The organism is Marinobacter sp., assembly GCF_048266785.1.
In the GTDB taxonomy this organism is placed as follows: Bacteria; Pseudomonadota; Gammaproteobacteria; order Pseudomonadales; family Oleiphilaceae; genus Marinobacter.
In genome coordinates this window covers 14,077-31,652 of sequence record NZ_JBLWYX010000005.1, presented here as the reverse complement: position 1 = coordinate 31,652, position 17,576 = coordinate 14,077, and the positions used below count along the sequence as shown (strand labels likewise).

The window sequence follows — 17,576 nt, the reverse complement described above, 5'->3', positions numbered from 1 at the left end:
CCGTCGGATCAAAGTCCAGCCTTCACCAGGGTAATGACGGCAGCCAACGCACCGCTAAACAACAGGCAACATACCGACAACGCCATGTTCCAGCGCAAAGAGGCCACTTGGGCACTGTAACCGGTCAGGCGCTCCAGCAGCAGTGAATTGGCTGAGTATGGCGTACCCGCAGTCGTAAGACCCCAGCCGGAGACCATGGCGATGCCCAACCCAAGGACCGCGCTCACGGGCCAGATCGGCCCGAGCACGCCGCCAGTCAGGGTGCCGATAACAATCGGGTTAAATCCGATCATACCGCCCAGGAAAAACACCGATGGCACCACGAATGCGACTATCGGGTAGGCCCAGCCCGGCAGACTGAACCCTGCACCCAGCCACTGGGTGGCAAAGGTGCTGATCAGTACCCCGAGAAAGGCTGAGCCTCCAACTATCACCAGTTCATTGCTCATCGGTGCCATCGACGGCAGGGTAATTTTGCAGCCCTGTAAACGCCGATGCGCCAGCCCGATCACTACCGCACCAAGGCAACTCAGCGTCACCGCACGCGAGTAGCTAAGATCAAAGTAGCCACTGAGGACGAATGTTGCCCCGAAAATCGCCCCGATGACGGCGGCAAACCTCAGCCAGGGCGCCATACGGGCCCGTCTTGTGCCCGGCTCTGGTGCCGCGACAGGCTGGTACCCGGGTGATTCGGGCTCAAGAAACAGTGCCCCTATTAGCAGGTAACCCACAGCCAGTGGCAGACTGATCGCAATAATCTGCCAACTGTGTAGGAACGGTACAAATGTCACGGTCAGGACAATGGAGATCGACAGCGGTGAAAAAATCGGAGATGCGCCAAAACCGCGCAGTACGCCGCGAGAAGCATTGCGAGTGATTGCAGAGTCGCCTTGCTGGTCCTTTTCGCCCTGGATCATGGTGGCGACCACGCCAACCGAGCCAAAATTCAGCGGTATCGACAGAAAGGCGGTGCCGAAGGTTACGCTGTAGTAGCGGGCCAGCGGCGAGCCCGCAAACAGGCTCTTGGAAATCACCCCCAGATCTGCGGATTTACCCAGCATGGAGGACAACAGCATCACCGTTATGATGAGCGCGGTCAGGCGGGTCATGCTGGTGGCTGCGCCGATAAGCGCACCCGGCGCCGTCGCGATCGCAATGACCGTCATCGCCGTGAGCAGGCCGAACAGCAGCCGCGCCACCAACCGAAGGTCCCGCCAGCCCAGGATGATGGCGCTGATAATCGCGACCGCACCTACAACCCCGAGTCCCGGCAGAAATGACAGCACCCCCGCGCCCAAAGCCAGGTAGGCAAGCACGGAACGCAGGGTCAGCAGTGATGAGGCGGTGTCCTGGCTCATAAACTCGGGTGGGGCATAACATCTGTCCATCCAGTGACCACGAGGTATTTCCCTATAACGGTGGTAACAACGGCGCCGCCGTCAGTGCCTGAACCTCGGCCAGGGTATTGTCGCCATAAAGTTCCCGCACCCGCAAACCCTCGTCGGTGACATCAATCACCGCCAGATCGGTGTAGATGCACTTGACCACGCCCGCCCCGGTAAGTGGGTACTCACACTGCTCCAGAATCTTGGGCTCGTCTGTCTTGGTGGTGTGGCGCATCAGCACGAACAACTGTTTGGCACCCACCGCCAGATCCATGGCACCGCCAACGGCCGGTGGAAACTTGTCGTTGTTGGTAGCCCAATTGGCCAGATCGCCGGTGGCCGAAACCTGAAACGCACCCAGCACCGCAATGTCCAGATGGCCACCGCGCATCATCGCGAAGGATTCGGCGTTGTCGAAGTAGCAGCCGCCCTTGAGCAGTGTCACATACTGCTTACCGGCATTGATCAGATCCGGGTCGATCTTATCAGGCTCTGGAGCCGGCCCTACGCCGAGAATGCCGTTCTCGCTTTGATAAATAACCTGTTTATAATCAGATACATAGTTGGAAACCGAGGTCGGCATACCAATGCCAAGGTTCACGTAGGCGCCGTCCGGGATGTCCTGAGCCACCCGACGAGCCATCTCCTCCGTACTAAGCCGCAGCATGTTGCTGTACCTCTTGGGCGACAACGCGATCGACAAAAATGCCGGGCGTGACGATGCACTCCGGGTCCAGATCCCCCACCCCGACAATGGTCTTAACTTCAGCGATCGTGGTGCGGGCGGCCGTTGCCATGATGGGGTTAAAATTGCGGCCAGCGGTATTGTAGACCAGGTTGCCCCAGGCATCGGCGCGGTCTGCTTTGATGAGTGCCACATCGGCAGGCATGGCGGTTTCCAGCACATAGCCCTTGCCATTGATCATCTTGGTCTCTTTGCCATCGGCCAGCCGAGTGCCATAACCGGTTAGTGTGTAAACCCCGCCCAAGCCGGCACCGGCGGCGCGGATGCGCTCAGCCAGGGTGCCCTGTGGCACGAGCTCCAGCTCAATCTCGCCTTCTTCGTACAGGCGCTCAAACCAGATCGAGCCGGACGAGCGCGGGAACGAACACACTATCTTGCGCACCAGACGGTCCCGCAATAACGACGCAATGCCTTCTTCGGCGGTGCCGGCATTGTTGGAGATAATGGTCAATTCACGGGCACCGTGCAGGCGAAGCGCTTCGATCAGCTGCATTGGAATACCGGAGTTACCGAAGCCGCCGATCATCACAACACTGCCGTCTTCAATATCGGCAACTGCGGCCCGCAGGGATTCACAGATTTTGTTAATCACGATTGTTCACCATCGCATTGGTTGCGGTTAACTGGATTCGAGGGATACAGGCCGCCGCACCCATCGGTGCCACGCGTAGATCAGGCCGACCAGACCAAAGCCAATAACATCCGTCACGATGTCGGGATAGATCAGCACCACACCGGAGGTCATGACCAGCACGCGCAGCGGCCAGACCAGGACGCCCACCCGGTAAAGATAACCCTCCATAGCAGATGCCATCAGCCAGATCGCGGTTACGGCCGTTACCACAGAGACCAGGATGTTACCCAGGGCACCCTGCAGGATCAGCGACGGGTTAAGCACAAACAGGAACGGCAGGATAAACAGAATGCCCCCCAGCCGCATGGCGTACAGGCCCGTTTTACTGGCATTGGCACCGGCGACACCGGCAGCGGTAATTGCAGCCAGCGCCACCGGTGGGGTGATGTACGACATCATGCCCCAGTACAGGATAAACAGATGACTGGCGAGCGGGTTGAGGCCGGCATTGACCAGCGCCGGTGCCAGCAGGATCGACAGGAAGATATAACAGGCACTGACCGTCATCCCCATGCCCAGCACAAAACTGGTCACCGCACCGGCCGCCAGCATCAACGGGATGCTGCCATCGGCGTAAAGTAGCAGCTCGCGGGAGAAGGCACCGGCCACGCCGGTGTAGGACAGACCACCCACCACCAGGCCAATACCGGCCAGGATAGCCACCAGGTTTGAGACGCTGGTGGTCAGGTCCGCGATAAACGCCAGCGCGCGCTTGAGATTGAGCCGGTGCCGACGTTTGAACATCGAGATGCCCAACAGCACCACCGTGGCGTAGTAAGGCGCATAGGCCTCCAGCCGCATGAACAGCAACATGTAGATCAGCATGACCAGGCTGAACAGGTACGGCCAACCGTCTTTCAGGGTCTCTTTCAGGCTCGGTATGTCCGCTTCCGGCATGCCCTTTAGGCCACGCTTGGCGGCGTAGATATCAACCTGGAAAATCAACGCCAGATAGAACAGCAACGCTGGCAGGAATGCCGCAATAATGATCTCCGAATAGGGCACCCCCAGAAACGACGCCATGATAAAAGCCACCGCGCCCATGATCGGCGGCATCAGCGTACCGCCGGTAGAGGCGCACGCCTCGATCGCGGCCGCATAATGGGCGGGGTAGCCGGTTTTCTTCATAGTGGGAATGGTAATCGGGCCGGTGGTCAGGATGTTGGAGATCACGCTCCCCGACAGGCTGCCAAGAATACCACTGGACAACACCGACACCTTCGCCGGGCCGCCGCGACTCCTGCCCATGAGGGCAGTGGAAAAGCGCATGAAAAACTCGCCGCCGCCGGTGACCGTCAACGCAGCACCAAACACCACAAAACCAATGACCAGCTGCGCCACCACCTGCATCGGAATACCAATAATGCTCTCTACACCCATAACATGAGCACGAATGGTTTCGGTCAGGCCATATTCATTGCCCCAGAGAAAACCCGGCATAGAGCCCGCGTAAAGTGGGTAGCTGCCGAACAGCAAAGCCACCGCGAGCAGCGGCCAACCACCACAACGACGAACGCCTTCCAGCACCAATACCAGCAAGACCGCAGAAGCGACAGTAGCCTCGATTGGCGCCATATAATCCCAGCCCAGCTGGATCATGATCAAACCGTGGTAGCCCAGATAACCACAGGCACCCAAAGCGGCTAGCGCCAGTGGCCAGTCGTACCAGGACACCCGATGACGAGCTCCCGACCAGGCCGGAAAACAAAGGAAGGCGGCCGCAAGAAAAACACCGATCAGATAATAGAGATAGGCGTTACCCAGCGGCTGGAAACCCAAGATTTTCAGATTAAAAGTTTGGTTGATCGCCATCAGCAAACCCAGCGCGCCCAACCCTAGCGCGCACCAGTAAGCGAAACCTTGGAGACGGCCAGGAGTGGCGTCAGGCGTACCAGTATGTTCTGCGGGGGTATCGGATGAGGCATTCATAATGGAAATACTCTGAAAAAGAAGATCGAACCGGAACGCGCTGGCACCCTCCCGGTTCGATCTTGCTCAGTTAAAGATCACAGGGAATTCAGAGCTTCCATGCGATGCTTTTCCCAGATAACCGCGAACTCGTCATCGCTTTTGCCGTCCGCTTCAGCCACCGCCTTGGGCCAGGCAGCGATCAACACATTCAAACGCTCGGTACGCTGATCGTTCCAGGCCTGGTGCTCCTCGGTCCAGATACCTTTTTCTTTCAGGTAACGGATGGCGCCGGCGTGGAAAGGTACATCGATAGCCGGGGTACCGGCTTCGGACAGACGCCAGCGGGGCATAACCGCAGTGGCGTCCTTATACATGTCGTAGGTCTCATCCAGCGCCTTGATGAAGGTATAGACAAGCTCAGGATCAGTGTCCGCACGAACGGTCAGCACCGGGTAACGGTAAGCCAGGATATCCACCGGGTTTGCTTTGCTGATGCCCGCACCGATCGTCTCGGTGTAGGGCTGGAAGAACGGTGCCACTGCTTTCAGGCGCGCCCAGCCTTCCTTGTCCTCAGCCGGCACCTCCAGCCAGCGAATGCCACGGGGCGATTCAGCCAGTTCGTAGACATGGCTCGGCGTGGTGGTGGTGCAGGAGGCATCAGCTTCATTGCGGGCCAGTGAGCTCATGGTGTTGGCGTAGGTAGGAAACATGATCGCTTCCACATCGTCCCGGGTCAGACCGGCAAAGGCCAGAAAGGCATCACACTTGACGTTGATCGACGGGTTGCCGGCAACGTAGGCGAAGCGCTTACCTTTCAGGTCTTTCAGGGTTTTAACGTTCGCATCGGCGGCGGTGAAAATACCGAACGACGACGGTCGACCAGCGACAGCGCGCAGATCCTGCGGGCCCCAACGGCGGGTCGAGAAATCGTGGATACCTTCAGCCGCAAAAAACGTTTCGGTGGCCAGGAAGCTGAAGTCGGCACGTTCGCTGATCAATGGCTGCAGGCGGCCAATGGCAGAACCTGATGGTTGAATGCGCACACGGGTGCCGTATTTCTTACCGAACGCATCGGCGATGGCGGAGGCTTCGGCATAACCTGCCGATCCAACGTCATATGATGACCAAGTCATGGTATCGGGCAGCTCGGTTTCGGCGCTGACTGCGGTCGCGCCGAGAGTCATCATGGTGGTGAGTACAGTCGCTGCTGTTACTGTCAGCAACGGGCGGCGCAGAGCAAGGGAATGAATCATTGAGGGCTCCTTACATTCTTGTTTTATGGCCGTGAAGTCTTTCCGCCAGACCGACATCGGATGCAATGACACAGAAAAAACAAACGGCGAGGCCGGTAGTACAAGTCAGAAATTAGACCGTAGCACTGACACTAGTCAATGATTTTCTCAAATTGATCAATTTATTTATCGTATGTTGAGAATGTTTATTCACGAGAACTTAGTAAATTGACGAATAATTTACAAATTATTCTGATTTTATTAAGTAGAAACAATACCTTAAGTTATATTTGGATATAAGATTTGATCAATTCGGGGGCTATAAAATGAATTTTAGGTTTGCAGAGCGGAATTTAGGGCTTACTCAAACGAATGGCGGAAACTGCTCCCAACACAGCTGCCTTTAAAAGGCAGATGATCCGCCGTTTGCGAGACCCACTGACAAATCTCATCCCGAATGACGTCGATAACGAGTTGCCGGCGCTCGGTGCACATACGAGACACCACTGAAGCAACACTGATAGCTACATAATGCCCGCTATCCGGCACTCTGAAAGCCACCCCAAGCGCCGCGACTTCCGGCACGATACGCCCGTTGTTGAACGCATAGCCCAATCGGCGGCACTCACTCAGGCCTTGCTCCACCTCGGTCAGAGTAATATCGGAATAGCGCTCATAGCGTTCCTGGTTCTGTAATACCATCCGGTTACCTTCCGCCAGAGGCAAAGCGGCCAGCAGCGCCATTGCGCCCGCACCTACGCCAAGAGGCCGACGCGCGCCTGCCACCAGGGTATTGGCGCTGATGGGGTACGTCCCTTCGGCCAGATCAATGCACACGGAATCACGATTGGCGAGTATGGAAAGGTAGGTGGATTCTTCGGTGCGCCGCGCAATGCTGGCCAACATCGGTCGCAGGTGGTGACGCAACTTTAAATCCGGTGCCACCGCCTGCGCTGACTCGGCAATCTGCAGCAGCTCAAAGCCGACATGATAGGTCTTGGCGTATGGATCAAAGGTGAGTAACCCTTCATGAGCCAACGCCGTCAGCAGACGATACGTTGTGGCCGTGTTCATTCCCACCTCCCGGGCAATGCGGGACAAGGTGCCTCCGGTCGGGAAGATTTTCGCAACCGTGCGCAAAAGCAGAGAGGCTTTTGCCAGCGTTGTGCTGGAAGCTACCGGTCGGACTTTGGTCTGATTGTTTTCGGTGGTCATGGTTAATCGGGCTAGTCAAGTGATCTGTTTTACCGAGCGGATATTCACCCGCAGCTCATTTTTACCACATGTTGATAAGATTATCTCAGATAATAAGATAGCATCGGAATTACTGGGAAATCTGACACGAACAGGTGGGAAAACCGAAGTAGAGGCAGGCAAAGAAGATTAAGCGACGAAAAACAACATCAGGCCCTGAAATCAGGCGCTCTGTCAGCGGGTTGCGGCGCCGGCAAAATTCGTCAGAGCTCCACTCACTTTTTTCAGCACAGCATCACAGCCTTCTATGGAATGCCTGGCTTTCAGGTACTCCGGATCGTTATAGCCGAGCCAGACCTGGCCACTTTCGTCTTCCCATATCAGTGCTTTCTGGGGCAGGTCCAGTGCCACACTCTGCGCGCACTGCATCAGTGGCGTGCCTACTTTAGGGTTGCCAAAAATCACCAGCTCGGTCGGGCGCAGCTCCATGCCCGCCGATTCGGCTGCGGCGGCATGGTTAATCCGATTCATGATTTTCATGCCGTTTTCACTCAAAACCGCTTCAAGTTTGTCGGCGGTAGCCGCTACGCTCTGGTTACTTTTAACCACGATCAGGCCTTCTGCAGCCTGGGCCAGGCCCGAACAGAGCAAGAAGATAAGAGGCAAAGCGATCATTCTGAAAACATTCATAAAACGCATCCTTTCATGACAGGTGAACCTCATACTAGACCACTCTGGCCTTACGGGGGAATCCGGATACCTGATCAGAGAGTTTGTTTTCATCCAACCAGGTTTTAATACGTATACACCAGATGTTTCGCCTTCGCATGGTCGTCAACAGACAACAAGGAGCGCAGCACACGCTGCACCCGGGTATTACTCAGGCGCCAAACAAAGCCGAACGCAAAGGCCGGAGAAAGCCACGGGGTTCACTTTCCCGGGCTATGGGTTTCTTGCCATCAAACTCGATGTAACCGTCTTCAATTGGCTCAAATCGAAGGGTTTTTACATCCTCCAGGTAATTCTGGGAGGATTTCCACGGGCCGTGGGTGCCTTGGCGCGGAAGGCGATCCGCAGCGCGCTTGATGTAACCGGCGTTCAGTGAGCCCATTACGGTATCTTCACCCAGACTGTTCCCGGTATCCCTGGCCACGGCCACGCGCATCCCGCGCCGATCCATGTGGTTGATCAGGCGGCATAGGTATTCACTGGCGATATCCACTTTCAGGGTCCAGGAAATATTAGTGTAACCAAAGATTATCCCCGCGTTTGGCACGCCTTCAACCATCACACTCTTGTAGACCACTTTGTTTTTCAGAATCACTTCCTCGCCGTCCACCTTCGGCTTGATACCTCCGAGCATCTGAATATCCAGGCCGGTGGCTGGAATGATGATGTCAGCATCCAGGTGCTCACCGGACTTCAGTTGAATACCGGTCTCGGTGAAACGCTCAATATGATCGGTCGCGATCGACGCCCGGCCTGCTTTCAGTGCCTTGAACAGGTCGCCGTCTTTCACCACGCACAGGCGCTGATCCCATGGGTTGTAGTCTGGCGTGAAATGACGCATATCGGTTTGGTCATCCACCTGGCGTTTGATAATGCTCAGGAACAAACGGCGCATAGCCTCTGGGCTCTTGCGGGAGCGCTGGTACAAAAACCGGGAAATTGAGATGTTTCGGGCCCGGGTCAACCGATAGGCGGCTCTGGCAGGCAATACTTTCTGCAAAGCGAGCGCTATCTTGTCCATTGACGGCAGTGGCATCAGGTAGGTTGGTGAGCGCTGCAGCATGGTCACGTGGGCGGCTTTTCCTGCCATGCTCGGCACCAGGGTAATCGCCGTTGCACCACTGCCAATCACCACCACCTTCTTGCCCGTAAAATCCAGGTTTTCTGGCCAGCGCTGCGGGTGCACGATCTGGCCTTTGAAATCCGCCTCACCGGGAAAATCCGGTTTATAGCCCTGATCATAGTTGTAGTAACCGGTACACCCGATCAGGAAGCTGGCGGTATAGGTTTCCGACTCGCCGGTCGCTTCATTCACGGCGATCAGATTCCAGCATTTATCCAGGCTTGACCAGTCTGCAGTTTGTACCGAAAGGCCATAGCGGATGTGCCGCTCAACGCCATGCTCCTTTGCGGTTTCACTGACGTAGCTTTTAATGGAGGCGCCGTCTGCCAGCACCTTGCCACCCGTCCATGGGCGAAAGTTGTAGCCGAAAGTAAACATGTCAGAGTCCGAGCGAATGCCCGGGTAACGGAACAGGTCCCAGGTGCCTCCGAGCGACTGACGCCGTTCCAGGATGGTGAAAGATTTGCCTGGGCACTTTTGCCTCAGGTGGCATGCCATGCCGATGCCGGACACCCCGGCTCCAATGATCAAAACATCAAAATGCTGTTCGCTCATAACCAATCTCTCAATTTCACTGTCGTTATTCTGGTAACGCGTTGGAAATCAAGATAGCGCAGCCCGGTATCCTGCGAAATTGGCCTGCACGTTCTCAGGTCGCGGTTGTGCTCAAGAATCGCTTTCAACTCAGGATCCTTGCAGGCATCCACTCGCTGGTTGTACCAGTCCACCGCTTCAAACTCTTCCATCAGAGAGCTGACCGCACGATGCATGTTGCGGGTTTCATCCGTCAGTTCGTCTACCGGTTCGTGATAACTGTCGCTCGCCGTAACGGGTTCCTTATTTTCAGGTCAGTGAGGTATCGTTTTATCACAATGATACGCTTTGACAATAACCGAAAAACAGCCGCTGAAACACCCGGCGTCCATTTGAGCAACTTCGCTTCCTGTGGCAAAGTCAGATGCCAAAACAGCCCGGGTAGCCGCTCCATGAAAACCATTTTTTCACCTCTGCACAGTCGTCGCTCCGTCAAAACCGAACTGGATGGCGGTGTTCTGATTGAGCCCCATGAGAAGCCCTCCCGTGCAGAGACCATTCTGGCGCGAGTAAAATCCCAGGTTCTTGGTGAAGTGCTCGAGCCGGAAGAGTTTGGTCTTGATCCGGTCAGAAGGGTGCACAAAGCAGATTATGTAGCGTTTCTGCAACACTGCTGGGCTGACTGGGTGGCTGAAGGCAAGCCCGGTGAAGCTATCCCCGCTGTGTGGTGTGGCCGTGGCATGCGGCCCCGTGTACCCAAAGACATTGACGGCCGGCTTGGTTATTACAGTTTTGCGGCCGAAACCTCGATCTCTGATGGCACATGGGAAGCCGTGTGTGCCTCTGCCAACGTTGCACTGTCCGCTCAGAATCTCGTCGCCAACGGCGAGCGCGCCGCCTTTGCCCTGTGCCGGCCGCCTGGCCACCACGCCCACGCCGACCTGTTTGGCGGTTACTGTTTTTTCAACAACGCCGCCATCACCGCGCAGGCGTTTCGAGATCAGGGCTACCAACGGGTTGCAATTCTGGATGTGGATTTCCACCACGGTAACGGCACCCAGGCCATCTTCTATGATCGCAGCGATGTGCTGACCGTCAGTTTGCACGGCGATCCCGACCTGGTTTTCCCACACTTCCTCGGGTTTGAAGATGAAACCGGAGAAGGCGAAGGTGACGGCTATAACCTCAACATCGTTTATCCTCCGGGCACACCCTACAGCGTTTGGTGCCGGGGGCTCGAAACCGCCTGCGAGCGCATTGCGGCCTTTCAGCCGGACGCGTTGGTCATCGCTCTGGGCGTGGATACCTTTGAAGAAGACCCGATCTCGTTCTTTAAACTGAAATCGGCGGACTACGTGTCTCTGGGTAAACGAATTGAACAGCTGGGGCTGCCCACAGTATTCACCATGGAAGGCGGGTACGATGTGGACGCCATTGGCGTGAATGTCGTGAACGTGCTCAAAGGCTTCGAAGGCCGTTGATTAACCGGGGCCGGCCGGGACCCGGTTCAGCCCTTGAAACCCTTGCCTACGATATAGACTTCCCGGGAGCGGGAGCGGGAAGAGTCCGGCTTTCGCGCCACAACTTTATCGAACACGGCTCTGACGGCTTTCAGGTACTCATCGTAACCTTCACCCTGAAACACCTTGGCAACAAAACTACCTTTGGGTTTGAGCACCTGGCTGGCCATATCCAGCGCCAACTCTACCAGATACATCGAAGATGCCTGGTCGGAAACCGTCACCCCGCTGATGTTCGGAGCCATATCGGAAATCACCACATCCACCTGGCCATCGCCCAGAGTTGTCATGATTTCTTCAAACACCGAATTTTCAGTAAAGTCACCCTGAATAAACTCCACACCGGCAATGGCGTCCATGGGCAGTATGTCGGAAGCCAACACCCGACCCTTATGACCCACCAGATTAACCGCCACTTGCGACCAGCCACCTGGAGCGGAGCCGAGATCCATGACGACCATGTTGGGGTGAATCAGCCGGTCCTTCTTGTTGATTTCAAGAAGTTTGTAGCTGGCCCGTGAGCGATAGCCGTCGACCTGCGCCTGTTTCACGAAGGGGTCGTTTACGTGTTCTTCAAGCCAGCGGTTACTGCTTTTGGATCGGGCCATAGGGGCTCTTAAAAAGGGTCGTCAAAAAAGGGGTAATTGAGCCTGCATTGTACGTGTCGCGCGCCCTCCCGGCAAAACCCTGACATCCGGGCCGGGCGCACGTACAATTGCCGCAACATTTTCCGATTTCTTTATACCCGGCAACCAGCCCGCCATCGGCGGCCAGAGCCGCGCAGGACTGATTATGATCCGCCTTACCGAACTGGCGCTGCCGCTGGAGCATCCCGAAAGTGCCCTGAGAGCCGCAATTATCGAGCGTCTGGGCGTCGACGACGCCGACCTAGCGGAGTTCACCGTATTCAAGCGCAGCTACGATGCCCGCAAGAAAAACACCGAGATCAAGTTCGTTTACATCGTTGATCTGAGCGCGCGCAACGAAGACGTCATTCTGGCCCGCTTTGAAAAAGACCAACACGTGCGGCTGGCACCGGATACCGCTTATTACCCGGTCGCACAGGCGCCCGCAGGGCTCACCGAACGCCCGGTGGTGATCGGGTTCGGCCCGTGTGGTTTGTTTGCCGCCCTGATTCTGGCCCAAATGGGGTTCCGGCCCATTGTGCTGGAGCGCGGCACTGACGTGCGCCGTCGCACCAAGGACACCTGGGCCTTGTGGCGGAAAAAGCAGCTATCACCGGAGTCCAACGTGCAGTTTGGTGAAGGCGGCGCGGGCCTGTTCTCGGACGGCAAGCTGTACAGCCAGATCAAAGATCCGAAGTTCTACGGCCGCCAGGTGATGCGTGAGTTTATCCGTGCCGGCGCGCCCGAAGAAATCCTTTACGTCAGCAAGCCCCACATCGGAACCTTTCGCCTGACCGGCGTGGTGGCCACCATGCGTGAGGAAATCATCCGCCTCGGCGGCGAGATCCGCTTTGAAAGCAAAGTCACTAACCTGCGCATCCGCGATGGCCGCGTTGAAGGCGTGGAGTTGGCCAGCGGCGAGTGCCTGGATAGCCGGTATGTGGTTCTGGCCCTCGGTCACAGCGCACGCGATACCTTTCGCATGCTCCAGCGCAACGATGTGTTTATTGAAGCCAAACCTTTTGCCATCGGCTTTCGCATCGAGCACCCGCAATCGCTTATCGACAACGCTCGCCTGGGCAAATACGCCGGTCACCCCGCCTTGGGCGCAGCAGACTACAAACTGGTGTACCACGCCAGCAACGGGCGCGCGGTCTACAGTTTCTGCATGTGCCCGGGAGGCACGGTGGTGGCTGCAACCTCCGAACCCGAGCGGGTTGTCACCAACGGCATGAGCCAGTATTCCCGCAATGAGCGCAACGCCAATGCCGGCATTGTAGTGGCCGTGCATCCCGAAGAAGACTTTCCAGGCGGTCCGCTGGCCGGTGTGGAATTTCAGGAGGCCCTGGAGTCCCTGGCCTATACGCTCGGCGGCAGTGATTACTGCGCGCCTGCCCAGCTGGTGGGAGATTTCATCAAACGCAAACCCTCCACCGAGTTGGGCGACGTCGAGCCGTCCTACAAGCCCGGCATCAAACTGGGGGACCTGGCGCCTTCCCTGCCGGCGTATGCCATCGAAGCCATTCGCGAGGCATTGCCGGCTTTCGGCAAGCAGATCCGGGGCTTTGACCGGAAGGACGCCATCCTGACCGGCATCGAAACCCGCACTTCCTCACCGGTGCGCATCACCCGCGATCGCACCAGTCTGCAAAGCCTGAATACTCGCGGCCTTTATCCGGCAGGCGAAGGCGCAGGCTATGCCGGTGGCATTCTTTCGGCCGGCGTAGACGGCATCAAGGTGGCCGAAGCACTGGCCCTGGCCATGCTGGAAGATCTGGACACGAACAGCGGAGCCCCATCGTGAAGCTGGAGGACATCAAAAAACTGCACCAGAAAAAATACCGTCAGGCGCTGGGCCACTATCTGGTTGAAGGCGAACACCTGGTGCTGGAACTGCAGAAAGCTGCGATGCGCCAGCCCGAGCTGAACGCGGCCGAGCTGTATGTAACCGGTGCGTATGAGCATTGGCCAAGCTCGTTCAGAACCCATCATGTCAACGAGCGCCAGATGGCCCTGCTCGCCGATACCCAAACGCCCCAGGGGATTCTTGCCGTAGTGCCCATGCCGGACAAAGACATTGAGCCTGCATCGAAACCCGGCGAAAAAGCGGTTTACCTGCATGAGGTTCAGGACCCTGGCAACCTCGGAACAATTTTACGCACTCTGGCCTGGTTTGGCGGTTTTCGCTGCCTGCTAAGCCCCGGCAGTGTAGACCCATACAACCCGAAAGTGGTGCGCGCCAGCATGGGCGCTATCTTCCACGTACCGCTGGAAACAGAGGTGCCCCTGGGCAGCTTGAGCAGCCGCTACCACTCGGTTGCCTGTCTGGACCTGAACGGGGACAAACTCACAGCAGAATCATTCCACCAGCACGACTGCTACCTGTTTGGTAACGAAGCCCGCGGCGTCCCGCCCGAAGCGCTGGCCCAGCTGGGTACAACGCCTTACACCATCCCGGGCAAAGGCGAGATCGAATCCCTTAACCTGGCCTCGGCAGTCAACATGTGTGCTTATGAGCTGGCTCGGGGCTCCTGACCGGCGAGCGTGATCCATTTCGGCAATCATCCTGGTGGTTATCGCCATTGCCTGTAGCTTGCTAATTGGCGATGATCAGAACCCGATGCCCTGAACCGGATACCCGATTATGGAACGCTATCTCCAGCCCACTGCTTATTTTGACTACAACCAGCCCGAGCTGAAGGCCTGGATTGCAGCCCGACTTGAAGGTGTATCCGAAGATCCGATAGAACAGGCAAAAACACTGTATCTCGCTGCCCGGGACAGCGTTAGCTATAACCCCTACGTTTTCCGCCCCGAACCCGAAACCTTCAGTGCCAGCTATGCACTTAAAACCGGCGAAAGCTACTGCATTCCAAAAGCGCTATTACTCGGCGCTGCAGCACGATCCATCGGCATTCCCAGCCGTCTAGGCCTTGCCGATGTGCGCAATCACCTCTCAAGCCCCAAACTGATTGAATGGCTGCGGTCAGACATTTTCCGCATGCACGGATATATCGAGCTTTACCTCAACGGTCGCTGGGTAAAAGCCACACCCGCTTTCAACAAGCAGCTGTGCGAGCTGATGAAGGTAGAGCCTCTTGAGTTTGACGGCGTCAACGACTCCATTTTCCAGCAATACACCGAGGCTGGAGAAGCACACATGGAATACGTGAACGATCACGGGGTTTTCGACGACGTTCCCCACGACTTCATTCTATCCGGGATAAAAGCCGCATACGGGCATCTGTTTTCAGGGAAAGGCGCACCGGAGGCTGTTGAGGGGAGCCTGGCGCGGGGAATCATGCCCGGCTCATGATTACCCTGCCAATTACCTTATTCCACAGAGTTGCGGATCAGGAAGTCAAAAGCACTCAGTGCGGCCTTCGAGCCTTCGCCCATGGAAATCACAATCTGCTTGTAAGGCACCGTGGTGGCGTCGCCGGCCGCAAAGACCCCCGGAATTGAGGTTTCGTTACGGTCGTTGATGATGATTTCGCCGTGCTGGCTCAGCTCGATATCACCCTTGAGCCATTCGGTGTTGGGCACCAGGCCAATCTGAACGAACACACCTTCCAGAGCGACATGATGGCTTTCACCAGTGTTGCGATCCGTGTAGTTCAGGCCGCTCACTCTGCCGTTCTCACCAACCACTTCGGTGGTCTGGCCAGACGTAATAATGTCTACATTGTTCAGGCTGCGCAGCTTTTTCTGCAGTACATCGTCAGCACGCATTTCGGCGCCGAACTCGATCAGTGTCACATGACCCACGATACCGGCCAGATCGATAGCGGCTTCAACCCCGGAGTTACCACCGCCAATCACCGCAACGCGCTTTCCTTTGAACAACGGGCCGTCGCAATGCGGGCAGTAAGCCACGCCCTTGTTCCGGTACTCCACCTCACCAGGCACACCCAGCGGGCGCCAGCGAGCGCCAGTGGACAGTACAACCGTACGAGCCTTAAGTGATGCACCATTGGCCAGACGAACCTCATGGGGCATTCCACGCTTGGTAGCCGGAATCAGCTTCTCGGCCAGCTGCATATTCATAATATCCACGTCGTATTCTTTAACGTGTTGCTCCATGGCCGCAACCAGCTTGGGGCCTTCGGTATAAGGCACGGAGATCAGATTCTCGATCCCCATTGTATCCACTACCTGTCCACCAAAGCGCTCAGCGGCAATACCTGTGGAAATACCTTTACGCGCCGCATAAATAGCTGCCGCAGAGCCAGCCGGGCCGCCACCAATCACCAACACCTCAAAGGTGTCTTTGCGGTTAATCTTCTCGGCTTCTTTCTCGTCCGAATTTGTGTCCAGCCTGGAAACAATCTCTTCCAGCGTCATGCGCCCCTGCCCCCATGGCTCACCGTTCAGGTAAACACTCGGTACCGACATGATCTCGCGTTTTTCCACTTCATCCTGGAACAGGGCGCCGTCTATCGCCGTATGGCGCACACCGGGATTCAGAACGCTCATCAGGTTCAAAGCCTGAACCACGTCCGGGCAGTTCTGGCAGGAGAGCGAAAAATAGGTCTCAAACTGAAAGTCGCCGTCCAGTTGCTGAATTTGCTCGATCACATCCTGAGAGGCCTTGGACGGGTGCCCCCCCACCTGCAGCAATGCCAGAACCAGAGACGTAAACTCGTGGCCCATGGGGATGCCCGCGAAGCGAACACCCATGTCGCTACCCACACGGTTTATCGCGAAAGACGGGCGACGCACATCGTTCGACTCTTCCGTGCGCAGGCTGATCTTCTCGGACATCGGTTCGATTTCTTCCAGAAGCTGTCGCAACTCCTGAGATTTAGCGCCATCATCGTAGGCGGCAACCAGCTCAATCGGCTGCTGCAGTTTTTCCATGTAGGCTTTCAGTTGCTGCTTGATATTGGCATCCAACATGTAACGATTCCTCTAGTAGGCTCTTTAGACCGATCGTCTGAATTTCTGGATTCAAAATGATCTGTGATTCGGCTGTATCCAAACGATACGGACCGGCAACAAAATGCTCAAATTAATTGATCCAAACCAATTGATAGCAAACTGCTATAGACCGATCATTTGCCTTGCCTGTAAATGGACAAATAGCGCATATCCATAAGCGCCCGACCCCGGTACCATATCGAAAGGCGTTGCGACGCCACCCCTTGCACTCAGGACCAGTAGCACATGTTTCCAGACCGCTTTCATTCAATCCAGGACGGACGCGTACATATTTCCGCATCCCAGGCCAGCCAATTCGCCAAGGAAGTGGCCGGAGATTTCAATCCCATCCACGATCCCGATGCACGCCGGTTCTGCGTTCCCGGAGATCTGCTTTTTGCCGTGGTGGTTTCACGCTTCGGCCTTTCCCGGCACATGACCTTCCAGTTCCGCGCCCTGCTTGGCGACGGTATCCCCCTGGAGTTCCGGGAAAGCGGTGACGAGACCATCGAAGTGTGCGACCAGAACGGCAAGGTGTATCTGGAAGTCACTCGCAGTGGTGAAGCAACCCGGGATGAGCAAGTTGTTGAGAAGCTTATCCGTTGCTACGTGGCCGCCTCCGGCAAGAACTTCCCCCACACCCTGAAACCACTGATGGAATCGAAGGATGTGATGTTCAACCCCGATCGCCCCATGGTGATGTACGAAAGCATGAGCCTGACACTGGATCGCCTCGACGCCGCCTCACCGGAGATGGAACTGCACAATGCCGATCTGGAAGCGAATGGCAAACGCGGCAATGTAACCCTTGAATACCGGCTGATCTCTGATGGCAAGCCAGTAGGTGAAGTATCAAAGCGCCTCCTTTTAGGCGGGCTGCGACCCTATTGCCCGGACGCCATGGCTGGTGTAATTGAAGAGTTTTATCGTTTGAAGGCGCGCGGCTCACAGTATGGTGTCGATATCGCCGCTTCCTGATCTGGATCGTCTTTTCACGCGGGGGTTTCTGATTACAATGGTTCT

Annotated in this window: 15 protein-coding genes and 1 pseudogene; 5 read left to right on the top strand and 11 right to left on the bottom strand. The window is 56.5% G+C overall.

The features are described from left to right. Positions 1-8: 8 nt before the first annotated feature. From ACN0V1_RS09220 to ACN0V1_RS09180, 9 genes and pseudogenes are all read right to left on the bottom strand, one after another. Positions 9-1,358 (bottom strand): hypothetical protein, encoded by a 1,350-nt coding sequence (locus ACN0V1_RS09220; protein ID WP_417544716.1) that lies wholly within the window; start codon positions 1,356-1,358, stop codon positions 9-11. A 52-nt stretch (positions 1,359-1,410) separates the two neighbouring features. After that, positions 1,411-2,052 (bottom strand): 3-oxoacid CoA-transferase subunit B, encoded by a 642-nt coding sequence (locus ACN0V1_RS09215; RefSeq protein WP_417544715.1) that lies wholly within the window; start codon positions 2,050-2,052, stop codon positions 1,411-1,413. Then, complete coding sequence (locus ACN0V1_RS09210) at positions 2,039-2,722, bottom strand: 3-oxoacid CoA-transferase subunit A (RefSeq protein WP_417544714.1); 684 nt, start codon at positions 2,720-2,722, stop codon at positions 2,039-2,041. The genes ACN0V1_RS09215 and ACN0V1_RS09210 overlap by 14 nt, the downstream gene beginning before the upstream one ends. A gap of 27 nt (positions 2,723-2,749) precedes the next feature. Then, entirely contained in the window at positions 2,750-4,693 is a 1,944-nt protein-coding gene (locus ACN0V1_RS09205) for a TRAP transporter permease (protein WP_417544713.1), read from the bottom strand. A gap of 77 nt (positions 4,694-4,770) precedes the next feature. Then, positions 4,771-5,928, bottom strand: a complete 1,158-nt coding sequence (locus tag ACN0V1_RS09200) for a TAXI family TRAP transporter solute-binding subunit (protein ID WP_417544712.1) — start codon at positions 5,926-5,928, stop codon at positions 4,771-4,773. A gap of 339 nt (positions 5,929-6,267) precedes the next feature. Beyond that, positions 6,268-7,122 carry an IclR family transcriptional regulator gene (locus tag ACN0V1_RS09195; protein WP_417544711.1) on the bottom strand — a complete coding sequence of 285 codons (855 nt, stop codon included), beginning with the start codon at positions 7,120-7,122 and terminating at the stop codon, positions 6,268-6,270. A gap of 213 nt (positions 7,123-7,335) precedes the next feature. After that, the gene (locus ACN0V1_RS09190; RefSeq protein WP_417544710.1) at positions 7,336-7,791 is read right to left on the bottom strand and encodes a DUF302 domain-containing protein; all 456 of its coding nucleotides are present in this window, start codon (positions 7,789-7,791) and stop codon (positions 7,336-7,338) included. A 190-nt stretch (positions 7,792-7,981) separates the two neighbouring features. Further along, positions 7,982-9,508, bottom strand: coding sequence for a flavin-containing monooxygenase (locus tag ACN0V1_RS09185; RefSeq protein WP_417544709.1), 1,527 nt, complete (start codon positions 9,506-9,508; stop codon positions 7,982-7,984). 98 nt (positions 9,509-9,606) lie between these two features. Then, positions 9,607-9,777, bottom strand: a pseudogene (locus ACN0V1_RS09180) (ferritin); the annotation flags it as partial. Between the two features lie 162 nt (positions 9,778-9,939). Here ACN0V1_RS09180 and ACN0V1_RS09175 point away from each other — a divergent pair. Further along, positions 9,940-10,968: a histone deacetylase family protein gene (locus tag ACN0V1_RS09175; protein ID WP_417544708.1), complete on the top strand. Its 1,029-nt coding sequence runs from the start codon at positions 9,940-9,942 to the stop codon at positions 10,966-10,968. A gap of 26 nt (positions 10,969-10,994) precedes the next feature. Here ACN0V1_RS09175 and rlmE read toward each other — a convergent pair whose 3' ends face one another. Then, complete coding sequence (gene rlmE, locus ACN0V1_RS09170; RefSeq protein WP_417544707.1) at positions 10,995-11,615, bottom strand: 23S rRNA (uridine(2552)-2'-O)-methyltransferase RlmE; 621 nt, start codon at positions 11,613-11,615, stop codon at positions 10,995-10,997. 184 nt (positions 11,616-11,799) lie between these two features. On the opposite strand from rlmE, the gene ACN0V1_RS09165 reads away from it, so the two are divergent. The 3 genes from ACN0V1_RS09165 to ACN0V1_RS09155 all read left to right on the top strand — a co-directional run bounded on the left by ACN0V1_RS09165 (position 11,800) and on the right by ACN0V1_RS09155 (position 14,949). Then, positions 11,800-13,437: an NAD(P)/FAD-dependent oxidoreductase gene (locus ACN0V1_RS09165; protein WP_417544706.1), complete on the top strand. Its 1,638-nt coding sequence runs from the start codon at positions 11,800-11,802 to the stop codon at positions 13,435-13,437. Next, on the top strand, positions 13,434-14,168 hold the full coding sequence (locus ACN0V1_RS09160) for a TrmH family RNA methyltransferase (protein WP_417544705.1): 735 nt from the start codon (positions 13,434-13,436) through the stop codon (positions 14,166-14,168). The genes ACN0V1_RS09165 and ACN0V1_RS09160 overlap by 4 nt, the downstream gene beginning before the upstream one ends. Positions 14,169-14,277: 109 nt before the next feature. Then, positions 14,278-14,949: a transglutaminase-like domain-containing protein gene (locus ACN0V1_RS09155; protein ID WP_417544704.1), complete on the top strand. Its 672-nt coding sequence runs from the start codon at positions 14,278-14,280 to the stop codon at positions 14,947-14,949. A gap of 17 nt (positions 14,950-14,966) precedes the next feature. On the opposite strand, the gene ahpF is transcribed toward ACN0V1_RS09155, so the two are convergent. Further along, positions 14,967-16,532: an alkyl hydroperoxide reductase subunit F gene (ahpF, locus tag ACN0V1_RS09150; RefSeq protein WP_417544703.1), complete on the bottom strand. Its 1,566-nt coding sequence runs from the start codon at positions 16,530-16,532 to the stop codon at positions 14,967-14,969. A 267-nt stretch (positions 16,533-16,799) separates the two neighbouring features. Here ahpF and ACN0V1_RS09145 point away from each other — a divergent pair, with 267 nt between their 5' ends. Continuing rightward, positions 16,800-17,531: a DUF3581 domain-containing protein gene (locus tag ACN0V1_RS09145; RefSeq protein ID WP_417544702.1), complete on the top strand. Its 732-nt coding sequence runs from the start codon at positions 16,800-16,802 to the stop codon at positions 17,529-17,531. Positions 17,532-17,576: the final 45 nt, after the last annotated feature.